A 17,238-nucleotide genomic window follows, 5' to 3' on the forward strand; every position below is an offset into this window, starting at 1 on the left:
GCGTCGGGGAGCCCGCCTAGCGTGACCTCGACCGGGTCACCCGGGCCCGGCGAAGGGACGGACGACATGACACGACCACTCCCCAGGGCGCTCGCCGCGGTCACCGCCGCCGCGACGCTCCTCGCGGGTTCCGCCGCGGCACAGACCGCCGCCGCGGCCCCCGCACCGGCCCCCGACGAGACCCGCGCGACGGTGCGCGCGGTCCCGAAGACGGCCCCCGGCCTGGAGCGCGCGCTGCAGCGCGACCTGGGCCTCAGCGCGCGCGACGCACGGCAGCGTCTCGCGTTCCAGTCCGACGCCGCGGGCACCGAGGCCGAGCTCGAGGACGAGCTCGGCGCGGACTACGCGGGTGCGTGGGTCGACGACGACGCCAACGTGCTCTACGTGGGGGTCGCCGAGGGCGCGTCCGCCGCGGACTCCGCCGCGGTCCGCGCCGAGGGGGCGCGCGCCGTCGCCGTCGCGCACTCGCTCGACGACCTCGAGACGTGGCGCGGTGCGCTCGACGACGCCCTCGCCGACGACCCCGCCGCCCTCCCCGGCTGGTACGTGGACGTGACGCGCAACCGCGTCGTCGTGTCCGTGCGGGCGGGCGAGCGCGCGGAGGTGGCCGCGCAGGTCGCGGCCGCGGGCGTCCCGGCGGACGCGGTCGCGTACGCCGAGACCACGGAGACGCCCCGGCCCCTGATCGACGTGGTGGGCGGCAACGCGTACACGATCGGCGGCGGGAGCCGCTGCTCGGTCGGGTTCGCGGTCCAGGGCGGGTTCGTCACGGCCGGGCACTGCGGCTCCACGGGCGCGCGGACGTCCGGGCCGGCGGGCACGTTCCGCGGGTCGAGCTTCCCCGGCAACGACTACGCGTGGGTGCAGGTCGACGCCGGCAACACCCCCGTCGGGGCCGTGAACAACTACTCCGGCGGACGCGTCCCGGTCGCAGGCGCCACGCAGGCCCCCGTCGGGTCGTCGGTGTGCCGCTCCGGCTCCACCACGGGCTGGCACTGCGGCACCGTCCAGGCGTACAACGCCTCGGTGACGTACCCGCAGGGCACGGTCACCGGTCTCATCCGCACGAACGTGTGCGCCGAGCCGGGGGACTCCGGCGGCTCCCTCCTCGCGGGCAACCAGGCGCAGGGCGTGACGTCCGGCGGGTCGGGCAACTGCCGCAGCGGCGGGACGACGTACTTCCAGCCCGTCGGGGAGATCCTCTCGACGTACGGGCTGACCCTCGTCACGAGCGGCGGCGGCGGCAACCCCGAGCCGCCGACGGGGTGCTCGGGCTACGCGCGCACCTACACGGGCTCGCTGTCGTCCGGCGCGACCGCGGTCCAGCCGAACGGGTCCTACTTCACCGTCGGGTCGTCCGGCACCCACCGCGGCTGCGTCACCGGTGCGAGCGGCACCGACGTCGACCTGTACCTGCAGAAGTGGAACGGGTCCGCGTGGGCGTCGGTCGCGAGCTCGACGTCGCCCGGCGCGAACGAGTCCGTCACCTACGCGGGCACGCCCGGCTACTACCGGTACGTGGTCCACGCGTACTCGGGCTCCGGGTCGTACACGCTGGGAGTCACGACGCCGTGAGCCCGGCGGGCCCGTCGTCGCACCCGGGGTGCGGCGGCGGGCCCGTCCCGGCGGAGCGCGGTGGGCCGGGCGCGGCGGACGGCGGTGGATCAGGCGAGGAGCGCCGGGCCGTAGCTCACGACGACGAGGATCGCGAGCGCCACGAGCCACGCCGCGACGAGGTACCCGTACGCGCCGGACCGCACGAACCCGAGCAGCCGCTCCTGGGCGCGCCGGGGCAGGTAGAGGTTGTCCTCCAGCACGTTCCAGTGCAGGAGCGAGGCGAACACGAGGGTCGTGGAGACGGTGATGAGCAGGCACCACGGGCACAGCGCCCCGATGACGACCATCGACTGGTAGAAGAGCCAGTACGCGAACACGACGCCGAGGAAGTGCACGCACTGCGCGGCGAAGAGGAACCAGCGCGGGAACCGCGTCCCGCCGAGCGACGCGACCGCGACCGTGATGACGATCGGTTCCGCGACCAGCCCCAGGAACGCGTTCGGGAAGCCGAACACCTGCGCCTGCCACGACTGCGCGACCGTGCCGCACGACAGCACGGTGTTCACGTCGCACGCCAGGGTCGCGGTGGGGTTCGCGGCCAGCACCACCGCGTCGTACGACAGCACGAACGCGGCCGTGAGGCTGAGCAGCCCGAACACGAGCATCTCGCCGAACAGGACGGCGCGGGAGTGCGTCCACCCGGTGGGCCGCTCCAGCGGGTCGTACCCGCCCCGGGTGCCCGACGACGCGCGCGCGCCCGCACCCGGCCGGTCGGCGAGGGCGGTGGTCACGTCGGTCATGGGCGGTCCTCCGGGGGGCGGGAGCGGCGACCGGCCGGCAGGGTGGGCGCGCTGCCGGCCAGGCGCCGGGATCCAGCGTAGGAGCGCGCGACGTCGGGCGACAGGGACCATGGTCCCTGCCCTCGCGGGCCCGAGCGATGCACTCCGGGCCGGGTGATGCGCTCAGAGGTGCATCGCCCGGCCCGGCGTGCATCGTTCGCGGTGCGCCCGACCTAGGATCGTCCCCGCGCCCCTGCCCTCCCGGCACGGCGACCGCCCGCCCCCGCCCGGAAGGACCCGCGTGCTGCACGACGACGTCGAGGACCTGCGGCGGTCGAGCGCGGCATGGCGTCTCCTGCGCGCCGACACCGCCCCCCTCGTCCTGTCCTTCCTCGGCACCGTGTTCGTCGAGGAGAACGTGCGCGCCATCCCCGAGAGCGCGCTCGTCGCCCGCCTCGACGACCACCTGTACGCCCTGCACCGCGCCGACGCGCCCGGCACCGAGCCCCGCTACCCGCGCGCCCCGCAGGCGTACGTCGACCACTGGGCGCACCCCGACCAGGGCTGGTTGCGCGCCTGGTACCCGCCCGGGTCCGCCGAGCCCCACTACGACGCCACGCCCGCCGTCGAGCAGGCCGTGCGGTGGGTCACGTCCCTGCACGGGCGCGCGTTCGTCGGCACGGAGTCGCGCCTCGCGACCGTGTTCGAGCTCCTGCGCCAGCTCGCCGTCGGCACGCAGACCGACCCGGCCGAGCGGCTCCGCGAGCTCGAGGAGCGGCGCGCCCGCATCGACGACGAGATCGCCCAGGTGCGCGCCGGCCGGCTCGCCGTCCTCGACGCCGCTGCGCAGCGCGACCGCTACCAGCAGCTCACCCAGACCGCCGCCGACCTGCTCTCCGACTTCCGGGAGGTCGAGGCGAACTTCCGCACCCTCGACCGGGGGCTGCGGGAGCGGATCACCGGGTGGGACGGCGCGAAGGGCGAGCTCCTGGAGGAGGTCGTCCGCTCGCGCAGCGCCATCGCCGAGTCCGACCAGGGCCGCTCCTTCCACGCGTTCTACGACTTCCTCCTCGACCGCGGCCGGCAGGAGGAGTTCGCCCGCCTCGTCGAGCAGGTCCAGGGGCTCGACGCCCTCGCCGCCGACGACCCCGACGCGCACGCCGCCGAGCACCGCCGGCTGCGGCGCGTCCACTACGACTGGCTCGACGCCGGGGAGCGCACCCAGGCGACCGTGCGGACCCTGTCCGAGCAGCTGCGACGCTTCCTCGACGACCAGGTCTGGCTCGAGAACCGCCGCGTCATGGACCTCCTGCGCGGCATCGAGGCGAAGGCGCTCGCGGTGCGCGACGCCGCTGCCGCCGGTGCGGGCACGCCCCCGGGCGCGACCGTCGACGCCGTCGCCCCGGAGGTCGTGCTGCCCACGGAGCGACCCCTGTTCGCGCCGCGGCCCGTCGCGCGCGTCGACTCCGACCACGTGGAGAGCGGCGACGACGACTTCGAGGTCGGGGCGCTCTACGAGCAGGTGCACGTCGACCCCGACCGCCTCGCCCGGACCGTGCGGGGCGCGCTCGCCGGGCCCGGGGCCCGGTCGCAGGTCTCGCTCACCGACCTCGTCCGCGACGCCCCGCTGGAGCACGGGCTCGCGGAGCTCGTCACGTACCTCTCCCTCGACGACCCCCGGTTCGCCGTCGTGCACGACGACGACGCCACCGACGAGGTGAGCTGGCTCGGGGAGCCGCCGCCCGCCGTCGGGCACGCCGACGAACCCGCGGCGGAGCGCCCCGGGACGCAGCCCGTGGTGCGCGTCGCGCGCCTGCCCCGGGTCACGTTCGCGCGTCGCGGACCCACGACCGCCCCCGCCCGCACCGAGGAGGACCAGTGAGCACGTCGGCCGCCCCGACCCGTCCCGCGCGCAGCCCCGAGCTGTCCGTCGTCGTCACGTCCCTGCTCAAGGGCGTCGTCTACCGCGAGACGAGCCCCGAGACGTGGCGCGACCTGCTCGCGCACGACGCGCAGGTGCGCGACGCGGTGGCGCTGCTCGGCCTCCAGGTCGTGGTCGACGACGGCGACGGGTACGCGTTCCTGCGCTCGCAGCCGGAGCACGAGCGCGACGAGCGGGTGCCGCGGCTCGTCCCGCGGCGCGAGCTGCCGTTCGACGTGAGCCTCCTGCTCGCGCTGCTGCGCAAGCGGCTCGCGCAGGCCGACTCCGAGGGGGGCGAGACGCGGCTCGTGCTCGCGCGCGCCGAGATCGTCGACCTGCTGCGCGTGTTCCTCGCGCAGGACGCGGGCGCCGCGGCGAACGAGGCACGGCTCGTGGACCGCGTGGACGCGCTCGTGCGCCGCGTGGTCGAGCTGGGCTTCCTGCGGCCGGCGGACCCGGGGGACGACGCCGCGGGGTCGCCGGACGGCGGCGGGGCGGCGGACGGCGACGGGCCGGGCGACGCGCGGCGCTACGAGGTGCGCCGCATCCTCAAGGCGTTCGTCGACGCGCAGTGGCTCGCGGACCTCGACGCGCGGCTCGCCGCCTACCTCGACGTGGCGGCAGGCCGGACGGACGGGACGACGAAGGGCACGGTGGCGTGATGGAGGGCCTGTTCAGCGCGGTAGAGCTGCACGACCCGGCGGCCGACGTCGACGCGCGCGCCGGGTTCCGGCTCGAACGGCTCGAGGTGCTCAACTGGGGCACGTTCGACCAGCGGGTGTGGGCGTTCGACCTGGACGGGCGCAACGCGCTCCTCACGGGCGACATCGGCTCGGGCAAGTCGACGGTGGTCGACGCGGTGACGACGCTCCTCGTGCCGTCGCACCGCATCTCCTACAACAAGGCGGCGGGTGCGGGTGCGCGCGAGCGGTCGCTGCGGTCGTACGTCGCGGGCCACTACAAGGCGGAGCGTGACGAGGCGACGGGTGCGACGCGGCACGTCGGCCTGCGCGAGCGCGGCACGTACTCCGTGGTCCTCGGGCGGTTCGCGAACCGCGGGTTCGAGCAGGAAGCCACGCTCGCCCAGGTGTTCTGGCTCGCGCCGGGGCAGACGGGCCAGCCCGACCGGTTCTTCGTCACGGCCGACCGGCCCCTGACGGTCACGGAGGACTTCGCCGGGTTCGGCGGCGACGTGGCGGCGCTGCGGCGGCGCCTGCGCGAGTCCGGCGCGCAGGTGCGCGACCACTTCCCCGAGTACGGGCGCGACTTCCGGCGCCTGCTCGGCATCCCGTCGGAGCAGGCGATGGACCTGTTCCACCAGACGGTGTCCATGAAGTCGGTGGGCGACCTCGGCGAGTTCGTCCGCGAGCACATGCTCGAGCCGTTCGACGCGCAGCGCTGGACCGACCGGCTCGTCGCCCACTTCGACGACCTCACGAGCGCGCACGACGCGGTCGTGCGCGCGACGGCACAGGTCGCCCGGCTCGTCCCGCTGCTCGCCGACTGCGACGCGCACGACGCGCTCGGACGTCGTGCGGAGGCGGTCACGGCGCGACGGGACGCCCTGCGCGCGTTCACGGCGTCGCGGCGGGTCGCGGACCTCGACGGGCTCATCGGCGCGCTGGAGGAGCGGGTCGCGGACGGCGACGCGCGGCGGGCGCGCATCGGCGACGAGCTCGGCGCCCTCGGGTCGGAGCGGCAGCGGCTCGAGCTCGAGCGCGCGGGCCACGGCGGGGACCGGCTGGCCGCGATCGAGGGCGAGGTGGCGCGCCGCGAGGTCGAGCGCGCCGCGCGCGAGCGCCGCGTCACCCAGCTCGCGGGGTACGCCGCGCAGGCGGGCGGGTCGTCCGGGGCCCCGGCCGACGGTGAGGGCCAGGCCCGGCAGGCCGTCGCGGACGCCCTCGTCGACGCCACCGCGTTCGCCGCGCTGCGCGCCGACGCCGACGACGCCGCCCGCACGGTCCGCGACGACCTCGCCCGCGTCGAGGAGGAGGTGGGCGAGGTGTCGGCGGCGGTGCGCGCCGTCGAGCAGGAGACCGCCGAGGTCAAGGCCGAGCTCGCGAGCCTCGCCGACCGTCGCTCCAACCTCCCGCGCGCCCACCTCGACGTGCGGGACCGGCTGAGCGCCGGCGTCGGCCTCGCCCCGGGCGACCTGCCGTTCGTCGGCGAGCTGCTCGCGGTGCGGCCCGAGCACGAGGACTGGGAGGGCGCGGCCGAGCGGGTCCTGCGCCCCTTCGCGCTCTCGCTGCTCGTCCCGGTCGCGCACGCCGACGCCGTCGCGGCGTGGGTCGACCGGGAGCACCTGGGGCTGCGGCTCGTCTACCACCGCGTGCCGGAGCAGGTCGCGCCGCCGCGACAGGCCGACCGGCCCGACGGCGTGCTCGTCCTCGCCGACCTGCTCGACGTCCGCGCGCTCGACGACGCGCCCGCGCTCACCGCGTGGGTCGAGGCCGAGCTGGAGCGCCGCGCCGACCACGCGTGCGCCGACGACCTCGCGGCGTTCCGCCGCCTGCCGCGCGCCGTGACCCGCGCGGGCCAGGTCAAGCACTCGCCCGACCACCACGAGAAGAACGACGTGCGCGCCGTCGACGACCGGCGCGGGTACGTGCTCGGCTGGTCCACGCAGGCGAAGGTCGACGCGCTGCTGGAGCAGGCGGCCGAGGTGACGGCGCGGCGCGACGACCTCGCGCGGCGTCGGGACGCCGTCGTCGCCCGGCGCACCGCGCTCCAGGCGCGCGCGACCGCCCTCGGGCGCCTGGACGTGTACCGCGACTGGGACGAGCTGGACTGGCGCGCCGAGGTGGCCCGCGTCGCCGAGCTCGACGACGAGAAGCGTCGCCTGGAGCAGGCGAGCGACGAGCTCGGGCGCATCGCCGCCGCGCTCACCGCGAACGCGCGCGCCCACGCCGCCCTGGAGGCCGACCGGGACGACGTCGTCGCGACCCTCGGCGCGGACCGGCACGCGCTCGACGAGGCCCGCACCGCCCGCGAGCGGGCGCGGGCCGTGCTCGACGGCGCGGGCAAGCCCCTCGACCCGGAGACGACGGCGGCGCTCACCGAGGAGTTCGACCGTGAGCTCGCGTCGGCCACCGACCTCGACGCGGTCGAGAACGCGGTGCGCTCACGCCTCACCGCCGAGGCCGAGCAGGCGCAGCGCGAACGCGCCGACCTCGGCACCCGCGTCGCCGGGCAGATGGCCGCGTTCCGCTCCGCGTACCCCGTCGAGACGGCCGAGCTCGACGCCGACGTGCGCTCCGCCGACGGCTACCGCGAGATCCACGACCGGCTCGTGCGCGACGACCTGCCCCGCTTCGAGGCCGACTTCAAGGCGTACCTCAACACCAACGCGATCCGCGACATCGCCGGGTTCGCCGCCGAGCTCGCCAAGCAGGCCGACCTCATCCGCGACCGCATCGACACCATCAACGACTCCCTGCGGGCGATCGACTACAACCCTGGCCGGTACATCCGCCTCGAAGTGTCCCGCACGCCCAACCTGGAGGTGCGCGAGTTCCAGCAGGACCTGCGGGCCTGCACCGACGGCGACGGCATCCTCGCCGAGGACGACCGTGCCCTGGCCGAGGGCGACGGGTCGGTGGCCGACGCCGCGCTGTCCTACTCGGAGGACCGGTTCCTGCGCGTCAAGGCGCTCGTCGAACGCTTCCGCGGCCGCGAGGGCATGACCGACCTCGACGACGCGTGGCGCCGCCGCGTCACCGACGTGCGGCACTGGTTCGTGCTCTCCGCGTCCGAGCGCTCCCGCGCCGACGACACCGAGCACGAGCACTACTCCGACTCCGGCGGCAAGTCCGGCGGGCAGAAGGAGAAGCTCGCCTACACCGTCCTCGCCGCGTCCCTCGCCTACCAGTTCAAGCTCGACTGGGGCGCCGTGCGCTCCACCGCGTTCCGGTTCGTCGTCATCGACGAGGCGTTCGGGCGCGGGTCGGACGAGTCCACCCGGTTCGCGCTCGAGCTCTTCCGCCGGCTCGGGCTCCAGCTGCTCATCGTCACGCCCCTGCAGAAGATCCACGTCATCGAGCCGTACATCTCCGCCGTGGGGTTCGTCGACAACCCGACCGGCCGCTCGTCGCGCCTGCGCACCCTGACCATCGACGCCTACCGGGACGGCCGGGACACCCGGGACGCCGTCGCGGCCGAGACCGTCGCCGCCGAGACCGTCGCCGCCGAGACCGTCGCCGGTTAGCCGAGCGGCCGGGGTCGGTCGGCGCCCGCGAGGGTGGCGGCGAGGATCGCCTCGACGGCGAAGGCGGTCGACCGGGCGAGGTCGACGGCGTCGGGCGCGAGGAGCCACTGCACCTGGAGGCCGTCCATCACGGCGATGATCGACGACGCCGCCCGGTCCAGGGCGGCGGCGTCGAGGTCGACGTCCGTCCCGGCGACGGCGCGCAGCGCGGTGGCGATGTCGGCGCGCAGCACGCGGAACCGTTCGGCCACCCACGGGGCGGCGGGGTGGCCGTCGGTCACGGACTCCCCGGTGAGCACCGTGTACGTCTGCACGAGGCCCGGCCGCTCGGCGTTGGCGGCGGCGGTCGCGACGAGGTGGCGGAAGAGGTCGAGCCCTTCCGGGATGTGCTGGGGGTCGAGGTGCTCGACGTCGCTGCGGTCGCGGTGCTCGAGCACGGCGGTGAGCAGACGGTCCTTGGACCCGAAGTGGTGCAGCACGCCGGCGTGCGTGATCCCGACCTGCTCCGCGACCTCGGCCAGCGAGCCCTGGTGGTAGCCCTTCGCGCCGAACACGCGCGCGGCCGCCCGCAGGATCTCCTCGCGCCGCGCGATCGTCTCGGGGCGGGGGCCGCGCGGGCGGCGTCCGGCACCCGGTGGGCGCGGCGCGACGGGCGGTTGTCCCGCGGTGTCGTCGGGCATGCCCGCCACCCTAGCCCGGTCCCCGGGTGCCCGGACCGGCCGGGAGAGGGGCGCCGCGCCGTCGGACCGACCACGACCTTCCCGTCGTCTTCTCGGAACCGGCACGATCGTCGCCTACGGTGGGAGGATGCCCGCCGACCACGCACCGACGCGCCCCCTGCCGAGCTCGGGGGACGGGGCGACGCGCCCCCTGCCGGTCACCCCGTCCGCGGGGCCGCCCGCGGCCGTGCCGCCCCCGTCCGGGCAGTCCGGGGCCGCTCCGGTCTCGCGCCCGTCGACCGCGCCGTCGACCGCGCCACCGACCCTGCCGGCCGGCGCGTCCGCCCGGGTCGGGTCGCGCGTGGCGGCGGCGCTCGTCGCGGTGGCCGCGGCCGTCCTCGGCTGGATGGTGTGGCGGTACTTCGTCGACACGTACGCCGGGCAGATGGCCGAGCGGGCCGCGTTCGACGGCGCGACGAACGGGCAGGGGCGGCTGTGGTCCGTCGCGAAGCCCGTCCTCGACACGGTCTCCCTGACGTTCGTCGTCGCGGGCCTCGGCGCAGCCATGGGCATCGCCCTGCTGCGCCGCCGGTGGGGCCTGGCCGTGCAGGTCGCGTTCCTCGTCGTCGGGGCGAACGTCACCACGCAGGCCGTCAAGCACGTCCTCCTCGGTCGCGAGAACCTCATCGGCGGCTGGACCGCCGACAACTCGCTCCCCAGCGGGCACACCACCGTCGCGGGCTCCGTCGCGGCGGCCGTCCTGCTCGTCGTGCCGCGAGGATGGCGACCGCTGGTCGCCGTGCTCGGCGGCGGGTACACGGCCGCGACGGGCATCTCGACGCTCGTCGGGCAGTGGCACCGGCCGAGCGACGTCGTCGCGGCCGTGCTCGTGGTCCTCGCCTGGGGTGCGCTCGTGTGCGCGTTCACGCCGCGCTCCGCGCTCGACCCCGGTGCGGGGACGTCCCCGGGCTCGACCGTGACCGCCGTCCTGCTCCTCCTCGGCGCCGGTGCGGCGGGCGCCGTCGCCCTCTGGGCCCTGCGCGCGACACCCGCGACGTGGGACACGACGACCGTCCAGGAGGCGAGCGCCTACGCCGGGGGCGTGGCGGGGGTCGTCGCGGTCACGGCCGCCGCGTTCGCGGTCCTGCTCCTCGTCCGTCAGGCGACGGCCCGCCCCGACCGGCTCTCCGTTCGGGGGTAGGGTGCGGCTGGCGCGGATGGCGTAACGTCGTAGGCTGCCTGGACCGGTCCGCCGACCGGAGGCCCGGGAGGCGCAGCGGTGCGACGCCCACGGCGACCAGCCGTCGTCGACCCCACGACGACGCGCGCACGACCGCCACCCGGACCACACCGGCCGCCACACCTCGCGACGGCGGCCCGCACCGCACGACGCACCACCGACGGAAAGCAGGATGGGATGCCACGCAAGCTCGTGATCGTCGAGTCGCCCGCCAAGGCTCGCAAGATCCAGGGCTACCTCGGGGACGACTACGAGGTCGAGGCGAGCGTCGGGCACATCCGCGACCTGCCGCAGCCGTCCGAGCTGCCCGCCGACATGAAGAAGGGCCCGTACGGCAAGTTCGCCGTCGACGTCGACAACGGGTTCGACCCCTACTACGAGGTCTACGCGGACAAGAAGAAGAAGGTCTCCGAGCTCAAGCGCGCCCTCAAGGAGGCCGACGAGCTCTACCTCGCGACCGACGAGGACCGCGAGGGCGAGGCCATCGCCTGGCACCTGCTGGAGGCCCTCAAGCCGAAGGTCCCCGTCAAGCGCATGGTGTTCCACGAGATCACGCGCGAGGCCATCCAGCGGGCCCTGGAGAACACGCGCGACCTCGACGAGCACCTCGTCGACGCGCAGGAGACCCGCCGCATCCTCGACCGCCTCTACGGCTACGAGGTCTCGCCGGTGCTGTGGCGCAAGGTCCGCCAGGGCCTGTCGGCCGGACGCGTGCAGTCCGTCGCGACGCGCCTCGTCGTCGAGCGCGAGCGCGAGCGCATGGCGTTCGTCGCCGCCGAGTACTGGGACGTCACCGGCACGTTCGGGCTCGCGGGCGACGCCGCGGCCGCCGCCCCCGACGACGCCGGCAAGGCGTTCGGCGCCCGGCTCGTCCAGGTCGGCGACGCGCGCGTCGCGTCCGGCCGCGACTTCGACGACCGCGGGCAGCTCAAGGCCTCGGCGCGCGACGGCGTCGCGCACCTCGACGAGGCGACGGCCCGCGCCGTCGTCACGGGCCTCGCGGACGCCGACTTCACCGTCCGGTCCCTCGAGACCAAGCCGTACACGCGGCGACCGGCCGCCCCCTTCACGACGTCGACCCTCCAGCAGGAGTCGAGCCGCAAGCTCCGCATGTCCTCGCGGCAGACGATGCGCACCGCGCAGTCGCTGTACGAGAACGGGTACATCACCTACATGCGCACCGACTCGCCGTCGCTGTCCGCCGAGGCGACGAGCGCAGCACGCCGCCAGGCCGGCGAGCTCTACGGCGCGGACTTCGTGCCCGACAAGCCGCGCGTCTACGCGTCGAAGAACGCCGGCGCGCAGGAGGCCCACGAGGCGATCCGACCCGCCGGGGACTCCTTCCGCACGCCCGCGCAGGTCGCCAAGGAGCTCAGCGGCGACCAGTTCAAGCTCTACGAGCTCATCTGGAAGCGCACCGTCGCGTCGCAGATGGCCGACGCGAAGGGCTCGACGGCGTCCGTGCGCCTCGGCGCGCCGCTCGCCGGTGCCGCCGGCGACCTCGCCGGGCGCGACGCCGTGTTCGCGGCCTCCGGGACCGTCATCACGTTCCGCGGCTTCCTCGCCGCGTACGAGGAGAGCGCCGACGTCGACCGGTACGCCGAGGACGCCCTCGGTGCGAAGGGCGGCGACGACCGCGAGACCCGCCTCCCGCGGATGGCCGAGGGCGACGCGCTGCGCGGCGAGGACGTCGAGGCGGCCGGCCACTCGACGTCGGCCCCGCCTCGCTACACCGAGGCGAGCCTCGTCAAGGCGCTGGAGGAGCTCGGGATCGGGCGGCCGTCCACGTACGCGTCGACGATCTCGACCATCCAGGACCGCGGGTACGTGCTCAGCCGTGGCCAGGCGCTCGTGCCGAGCTGGCTCGCGTTCGCCGTCACGCGGCTCCTGGAGGAGCACTTCGACCGCCTCGTCGACTACCGGTTCACCGCCGCGATGGAGGCCGACCTCGACGAGATCGCGACCGGGCGTCGCGACCGCGTCGAGTGGCTCACCCAGTTCTACTTCGGCGACGCCGCACGCGGTGACGCGGGCGAGGGCCTGCGCGAGCTCGTCGAGAACCTCGGCGACATCGACGCGCGCGGCATCAACTCCGTGCCGATCGGCGAGGGCATCCAGCTCCGCGTCGGCCGCTACGGCCCGTACGTCGAGGACCTGTCGGTCGAGGTGAAGGAGGGCGAGAACCCGCCCCGCGCCTCCGTGCCCGACGACGTCGCCCCCGACGAGCTCACCGTCGCCAAGGCGCGCGAGCTCCTCGCCGCCGGCGCGGACGACGGCAAGGTGCTCGGCACCGACCCCGGCTCGGGCAACGAGATCATCGCGAAGGCCGGCCGCTACGGCCCGTACGTCACCGAGGTGCTCGACCTCCCGCCGATCGACACGTCGCTGTCCGCCGCGGCGCAGAAGAAGGCCAAGGCCGCCCAGCCCAAGCCGCGCACCGCGTCGCTGCTCAAGACGCAGACCCTCGACACCGTGACCATCGAGGACGCGCTCCAGCTCCTGTCCCTGCCGCGCGTCGTCGGGACGGATCCCGAGTCGGGCGAGGAGATCACCGCGCAGAACGGCCGCTACGGCCCCTACCTCAAGAAGGGCACCGACTCCCGCACCCTCCCCAGCGAGGAGTCGATGTTCACGGTCACGCTCGACGAGGCGATCGAGCTCTACAAGCAGCCGAAGCGCGGCCGCGGACGCACCGCCGCCCCGCCGCTGCGCGAGCTCGGCGACGACCCGACCAGCGGCAAGCCGATCGTCGTCAAGGACGGCCGGTTCGGCGCGTACGTCACCGACGGCGAGACCAACCGCACCCTCCCGCGCGACCTCACGCCCGAGTCGATCACGCCCGAGCGCGCGATCGAGCTGCTCGCGGAGAAGCGCGCCCAGGGCCCCGCGAAGAAGCGCACGCCCGCCAAGAAGCCGGCGGCGAAGAAGGCCCCCGCGAAGAAGCCCGCTGCGAAGTCCGCGAAGTAGTACCCCAGTCCCGCGGGGTAGTACCGCGGTCGCGCGAGGTAGGACCGTGGTTCCGCGAGGTAGGACCGTGGTTGGGCTGGGTCCGCGGTGCGGCGGCCTCGGTGCTCGGGGCTGCCGCGCCGTCGGCCCGTCCTGTGGGCTGGGGTTCCCGACGCGCGGCCTGACGCCCCTTCGCATCCGAGCCCACCGCACCGCTCGGCTGCTGTCCGTCACCACGGTGTGCAGGTCGGGCGACCTGCGGTACTACCTCGCGCGACCGCGGTACTACTTCGCGGTCCTCGGTACTACTTCACGCGACCTCGGTACTACTTCACGCGACCTCGGTACCACTCTCGTGACCTCGGTACTCCCTCGCGGCGTGGTCAGTCGACGGTGACGGCGTCGAGGACCGGGAGGCGGGCGGCGCGGATGGCGGGCCAGACGCTCGCGACGAGTCCGATGACGACGGCGGCGGCGAGGATGACGAGAACCTGGCCCCAGGGGATCGCGAGGGTGCTCAGGCCTTCGTCGGCCAGCACGCCGGGCAGGGCGGCGCCGATGCCGATGCCGGTCGCGACGCCGAGCACGGTCCCGTAGACGGCGGTGAGCACCGACTCGACGGCGATGATCCCGGCGAGCTGGAGGCGGCCGAGCCCGACCGCGCGCAGGAGCCCGATCTCGCGCGTGCGCTCGATGACGGACAGCGCGAGCGTGTTGACGATGCCGAGCAGCGCGATGACGATCGACAGCGCGAGCAGGGCGTAGAGGATGACGAGCACCTGGTCGACCTGGTCGGCGAACGCGGACGCGGTCTCCTCGCGGTCCTGGACGGTGAGCACGAGGTAGGGCGCGACGGCGTCCGTGAGGTCCGCGCGCAACGCCTCGACCTCGGCGGGGCTCGCCGCGCTCACGTAGACGATGCGGACGCTCGCCTGCGCGGGCGGCACGACGGTGTCGAACAGGTCGTCGCGCACGAGGACGCCCGTGCCGACGAGCTGGCTGTCGATGATCGCGCCCACCCGGACGTCGACCACCGCCGACGTGCCGCCGTCGGCGGCACCGGTCCCCTCGGCCTGGCTCCCGAGGCGCAGCGTGTCGCCGACCTCCCAGCCGCGCTCGCGCGCGGTGCGCCGGTGCACGACGACGCCCCCGTCCTCGAGCGTCGACGTCGCGTCCCCCTCGAGGGTCACGGGGTCGAGCGCGGTGTCGAAGAACGCCGCCGGGACGCCCGCGACGTCGGTCCCGCGCGGTTCGTCGCCCGACCCGCTCGACCCCACCGCGGCGGCGGGCGCGAGCCCGAGCCGCACGGTGTCGACGGTCTCGGCGCCGGGCACGGCGCGCACGGCGTCGACGGCGCCGTCGGGCACGGTGAGGGTCGCGGAGTCGACGACGAGGTCGGCCCGCACCTCGGTCTCGACGATGCTGCGCACCGACGCCTGCGTGGAGGCCGCGATGACGCCCGTGACCGAGACGAGCGCCATGCCGATGAGCAGGGCGCCGGCGGTGCTCGCGGTGCGGCGCGGGTTGCGGGTGACGTTGCCGCGCGCGAGCCGCCCGAGGGGGCGCAGCGTGACGACGAGCGGCCAGGCGAGCACGGTGAGCACGCCGCGCGCGACGGCGGGGGAGCCGACGAGCACGCCGACGAGCACGAGCCCGGCGCCCACCCCGAGCAGCACACGAGGGCTGAGGTCGTCGACCCACGCCCACCCGGTCGGGGTGTCGGAGACGGACGAGCCGAGGAACGCCGCGAGCCACAGGACGCCCGCGCCCGCCGCGACGAGCACGACGCCGCCGACGGCGCGGGTGCGGGTCCCGCGCTCGGGGGCGACGTCGTCGCGCATGGCCTGGACGGGCGGGATCGCCGCGGCGCGGCGCGCGGGCAGGACGGCGGCGAGCACGCTGACGGCCGCGCCGAGGCCGACCGCTGCGGCGAGCTGCGTCCCGCCGAGGGGGACGCGGCCCGAGAACTCCATCCCCGCCGCCGCGAGGCCCCACCGGATGACGCGCACGAGCGCGGCGCCGCCCGCGACGCCGAGCGCCCCGCCGACGAGCCCGACCACGAGCGCCTGGACCAGCACGGAGGCGAACACCTGACCGGGGGACGCGCCGAGCGCGCGCAGGAGCGCGAGCTCTCGGAGCCGTTCGCGTACGGACATCTGGAACGTGTTGGCGATGATGAACGCGCCGACGAACAGCGCGATGGCCGCGAAGACCAGGAGGAACGTCTCGACGAAGCCCAGCACCTCCTCCACGGCCTCGCTCGCCTCGGCCCGGGCCTGCGTCCCCGTGACGGCCTCCGCGCCGTCGGGCAGCACTGCGCCGACCCGGTCGGCGAGCGCCTCCTCGCCCGCCGCGCCCTCGCCCGCCGCCTCGCCCGACGCGTCACCGGCACCGTCCGAGGACGCCCACACCGCGATCTGCGCGACCTGCCCGTCGGGCGCGTACGCCTCGCGCGCGGTGGCGTCGTCGAGGCCGACGAGCACCGCACCGGCGGCCGCGGCCTCGATCCCGAACACGCCGGAGACGGTGACGGGGCGCGGCTCGTCGGCCAGCACGACCGTCGTCTCGTCGCCGGTGCGCAGGTCGGCGGCCTGCGCGGCGCTCTCCTCGAGCACGATCTCGCCGGGGCCGGGCCACGCGCCGTCGAGCAGCGTGAGGCTGGGGTCCTCCTCGTCGACGGCGAGACCGACGCTCGGCGGGCCGTTCGTCACGACGGCGGTCCCGTCGGCGGCGACGAGCACCGCGGGCCCGGACACGTCGGCGACGGCCCGGTCGACGCCGTCGACGTCCTCGACCGTCGCCGCGAGGGAGTCGGGGACGAGGGTCCGCTCGGTGCCGAAGCCGCTGCCGGGCGCACCCCCGCCGCCCCCCTCCTGCGGGGCCGCGCCGGTGACCTCCTGGGACCCGCGCACGTACACGTCGGCGACGAGCGTCGTCGCGATGATGTCGTCGAACGTCGACGACAGCATGCCGCGGAACGCGAACGTCCCCACGACGAACGCGACCCCGAGCGTCACGGCGAGCACGGACAGCACGAAGCGCACGAGGTGCGCGCGCACGCCGCGCAGCGCGACGCGGATCATGCGGGCGCGGCGGCGTCGTCCGCCGCCTCCGCGAGCGCGTCGAGGATGTCCTGCTGCGAGGGGTCGTGCAGCTCGCCGACGAGGCGGCCGTCGGCGAGGAACACGACGCGGTGCGCGAACGACGCGGCCCGCGGGTCGTGCGTGACCATGACGACGGTCTGGTCGAGCTCGTCGACGGAGCGGCGCAGGAAGCCGAGCACTTCCCCGGCGGAGCGGGAGTCGAGGTTGCCCGTGGGCTCGTCGGCGAAGACGACGGAGGGCCGCGAGACGAGGGCGCGCGCGCACGCGACGCGCTGCTGCTGCCCGCCCGACAGCTCGGACGGACGGTGGTGGAGGCGGTCCCGCAGCCCGACGGCGTCCACGACCTCGTCGAACCACGCGCGGTCCACGGGGGCGCGGGCGATGTCGAGGGGGAGCGTGATGTTCTCGGCGGCGGTGAGCGTGGGCACGAGGTTGTACGACTGGAAGACGAACCCGACGCGGGTGCGACGCAGCGCGGTGAGGCGCCGCTGGGACATGCGGCTGATCTCGCGCCCGTCGACGACGACGCTGCCGGAGCTGGGGGAGTCGAGGCCGGCCATGCAGTGCATGAGCGTGGACTTGCCCGACCCGGACGGGCCCATGATCGCCGTGAGGCGTCCGCGCGCGAAGTCGACGTCGACGCCGTCGAGGGCGCGCACCGCCGTCGGGCCGGACCCGTAGACCTTGACGAGGTCGCGGGCGCTCGCGCGGGCCTCGGGGGTCCCGGCGGGCGGATCGGCGGGCGTGTCGGCGGAGGGTCCGGCGTGCCGTCCGGTCGGTCGCGCGGGCGTCGTCATGGGCCCATCGTGGCCCGGTCGTCGCGACGGC

At 75.5% G+C, this 17,238-nt stretch carries 10 protein-coding genes; 6 read left to right on the forward strand and 4 right to left on the reverse strand.

The annotated features are described in order from the left end of the window. The first annotated feature begins 66 nt into the window (after window positions 1-66). Window positions 67-1,575, forward strand: coding sequence for a S1 family peptidase (locus tag LGQ04_RS01665; protein ID WP_229241733.1), 1,509 nt, complete (start codon window positions 67-69; stop codon window positions 1,573-1,575). Window positions 1,576-1,664: 89 nt separating this feature from the next. Here the strand turns inward: LGQ04_RS01665 and LGQ04_RS01670 are convergent, their stop codons facing one another. Next, window positions 1,665-2,357, reverse strand: a complete 693-nt coding sequence (locus LGQ04_RS01670; RefSeq protein ID WP_229241734.1) for a vitamin K epoxide reductase family protein — start codon at window positions 2,355-2,357, stop codon at window positions 1,665-1,667. Window positions 2,358-2,637: 280 nt separating this feature from the next. Between LGQ04_RS01670 and LGQ04_RS01675 the strand changes: the two genes are divergently transcribed. The 3 genes from LGQ04_RS01675 to LGQ04_RS01685 are packed head-to-tail and all read left to right on the forward strand — an operon-like array spanning window position 2,638 to window position 8,461. Beyond that, the gene (locus tag LGQ04_RS01675; protein ID WP_229241735.1) at window positions 2,638-4,218 is read left to right on the forward strand and encodes a DUF3375 domain-containing protein; all 1,581 of its coding nucleotides are present in this window, start codon (window positions 2,638-2,640) and stop codon (window positions 4,216-4,218) included. Continuing rightward, the gene (locus LGQ04_RS01680; RefSeq protein WP_229241736.1) at window positions 4,215-4,919 is read left to right on the forward strand and encodes a DUF4194 domain-containing protein; all 705 of its coding nucleotides are present in this window, start codon (window positions 4,215-4,217) and stop codon (window positions 4,917-4,919) included. Before LGQ04_RS01675 ends, LGQ04_RS01680 begins: the two co-directional genes overlap by 4 nt. Continuing rightward, on the forward strand, window positions 4,919-8,461 hold the full coding sequence (locus tag LGQ04_RS01685; protein WP_229241737.1) for an ATP-binding protein: 3,543 nt from the start codon (window positions 4,919-4,921) through the stop codon (window positions 8,459-8,461). Before LGQ04_RS01680 ends, LGQ04_RS01685 begins: the two co-directional genes overlap by 1 nt. Here the strand turns inward: LGQ04_RS01685 and LGQ04_RS01690 are convergent. Continuing rightward, on the reverse strand, window positions 8,458-9,141 hold the full coding sequence (locus LGQ04_RS01690; protein WP_229241738.1) for a TetR/AcrR family transcriptional regulator: 684 nt from the start codon (window positions 9,139-9,141) through the stop codon (window positions 8,458-8,460). The two genes, LGQ04_RS01685 and LGQ04_RS01690, sit on opposite strands and share 4 nt — an antisense overlap. 127 nt (window positions 9,142-9,268) lie before the next feature. Here LGQ04_RS01690 and LGQ04_RS01695 point away from each other — a divergent pair, with 127 nt between their 5' ends. Together LGQ04_RS01695 and topA are read left to right on the forward strand one after the other, a co-directional pair. Beyond that, entirely contained in the window at window positions 9,269-10,321 is a 1,053-nt protein-coding gene (locus LGQ04_RS01695) for a phosphatase PAP2 family protein (protein WP_229241739.1), read from the forward strand. A gap of 216 nt (window positions 10,322-10,537) precedes the next feature. Then, window positions 10,538-13,327: a type I DNA topoisomerase gene (gene topA, locus LGQ04_RS01700; RefSeq protein ID WP_229241740.1), complete on the forward strand. Its 2,790-nt coding sequence runs from the start codon at window positions 10,538-10,540 to the stop codon at window positions 13,325-13,327. Between the two features lie 362 nt (window positions 13,328-13,689). On the opposite strand, the gene LGQ04_RS01705 is transcribed toward topA, so the two are convergent. Together LGQ04_RS01705 and LGQ04_RS01710 are read right to left on the reverse strand one after the other, a co-directional pair. Continuing rightward, window positions 13,690-16,389 carry an ABC transporter permease gene (locus LGQ04_RS01705; RefSeq protein WP_229241741.1) on the reverse strand — a complete coding sequence of 900 codons (2,700 nt, stop codon included), beginning with the start codon at window positions 16,387-16,389 and terminating at the stop codon, window positions 13,690-13,692. Further along, window positions 16,386-17,207, reverse strand: a complete 822-nt coding sequence (locus tag LGQ04_RS01710; protein ID WP_229241742.1) for an ABC transporter ATP-binding protein — start codon at window positions 17,205-17,207, stop codon at window positions 16,386-16,388. Before LGQ04_RS01710 ends, LGQ04_RS01705 begins: the two co-directional genes overlap by 4 nt. Window positions 17,208-17,238 lie beyond the last annotated feature (31 nt).

The sequence above is a fragment of the Cellulosimicrobium marinum genome (assembly GCF_020551945.1).
GTDB lineage: Bacteria > Actinomycetota > Actinomycetes > Actinomycetales > Cellulomonadaceae > Cellulosimicrobium > Cellulosimicrobium marinum.

Bases quoted from the DNA above. Each gene is read 5' to 3' on its own strand.
- LGQ04_RS01665 (WP_229241733.1), top strand. From the start codon at position 67: ATGACACGACCACTCCCCAGGGCGCTCGCCGCGGTCACCGCCGCCGCG.
- LGQ04_RS01670 (WP_229241734.1), bottom strand. From the start codon at position 2,357: ATGACCGACGTGACCACCGCCCTCGCCGACCGGCCGGGTGCGGGCGCG.
- LGQ04_RS01685 (WP_229241737.1), top strand. From the start codon at position 4,919: ATGGAGGGCCTGTTCAGCGCGGTAGAGCTGCACGACCCGGCGGCCGAC.
- LGQ04_RS01690 (WP_229241738.1), bottom strand. From the start codon at position 9,141: ATGCCCGACGACACCGCGGGACAACCGCCCGTCGCGCCGCGCCCACCG.
- LGQ04_RS01695 (WP_229241739.1), top strand. From the start codon at position 9,269: ATGCCCGCCGACCACGCACCGACGCGCCCCCTGCCGAGCTCGGGGGAC.
- topA (WP_229241740.1), top strand. From the start codon at position 10,538: ATGCCACGCAAGCTCGTGATCGTCGAGTCGCCCGCCAAGGCTCGCAAG.
- LGQ04_RS01705 (WP_229241741.1), bottom strand. From the start codon at position 16,389: ATGATCCGCGTCGCGCTGCGCGGCGTGCGCGCGCACCTCGTGCGCTTC.
- LGQ04_RS01710 (WP_229241742.1), bottom strand. From the start codon at position 17,207: ATGACGACGCCCGCGCGACCGACCGGACGGCACGCCGGACCCTCCGCC.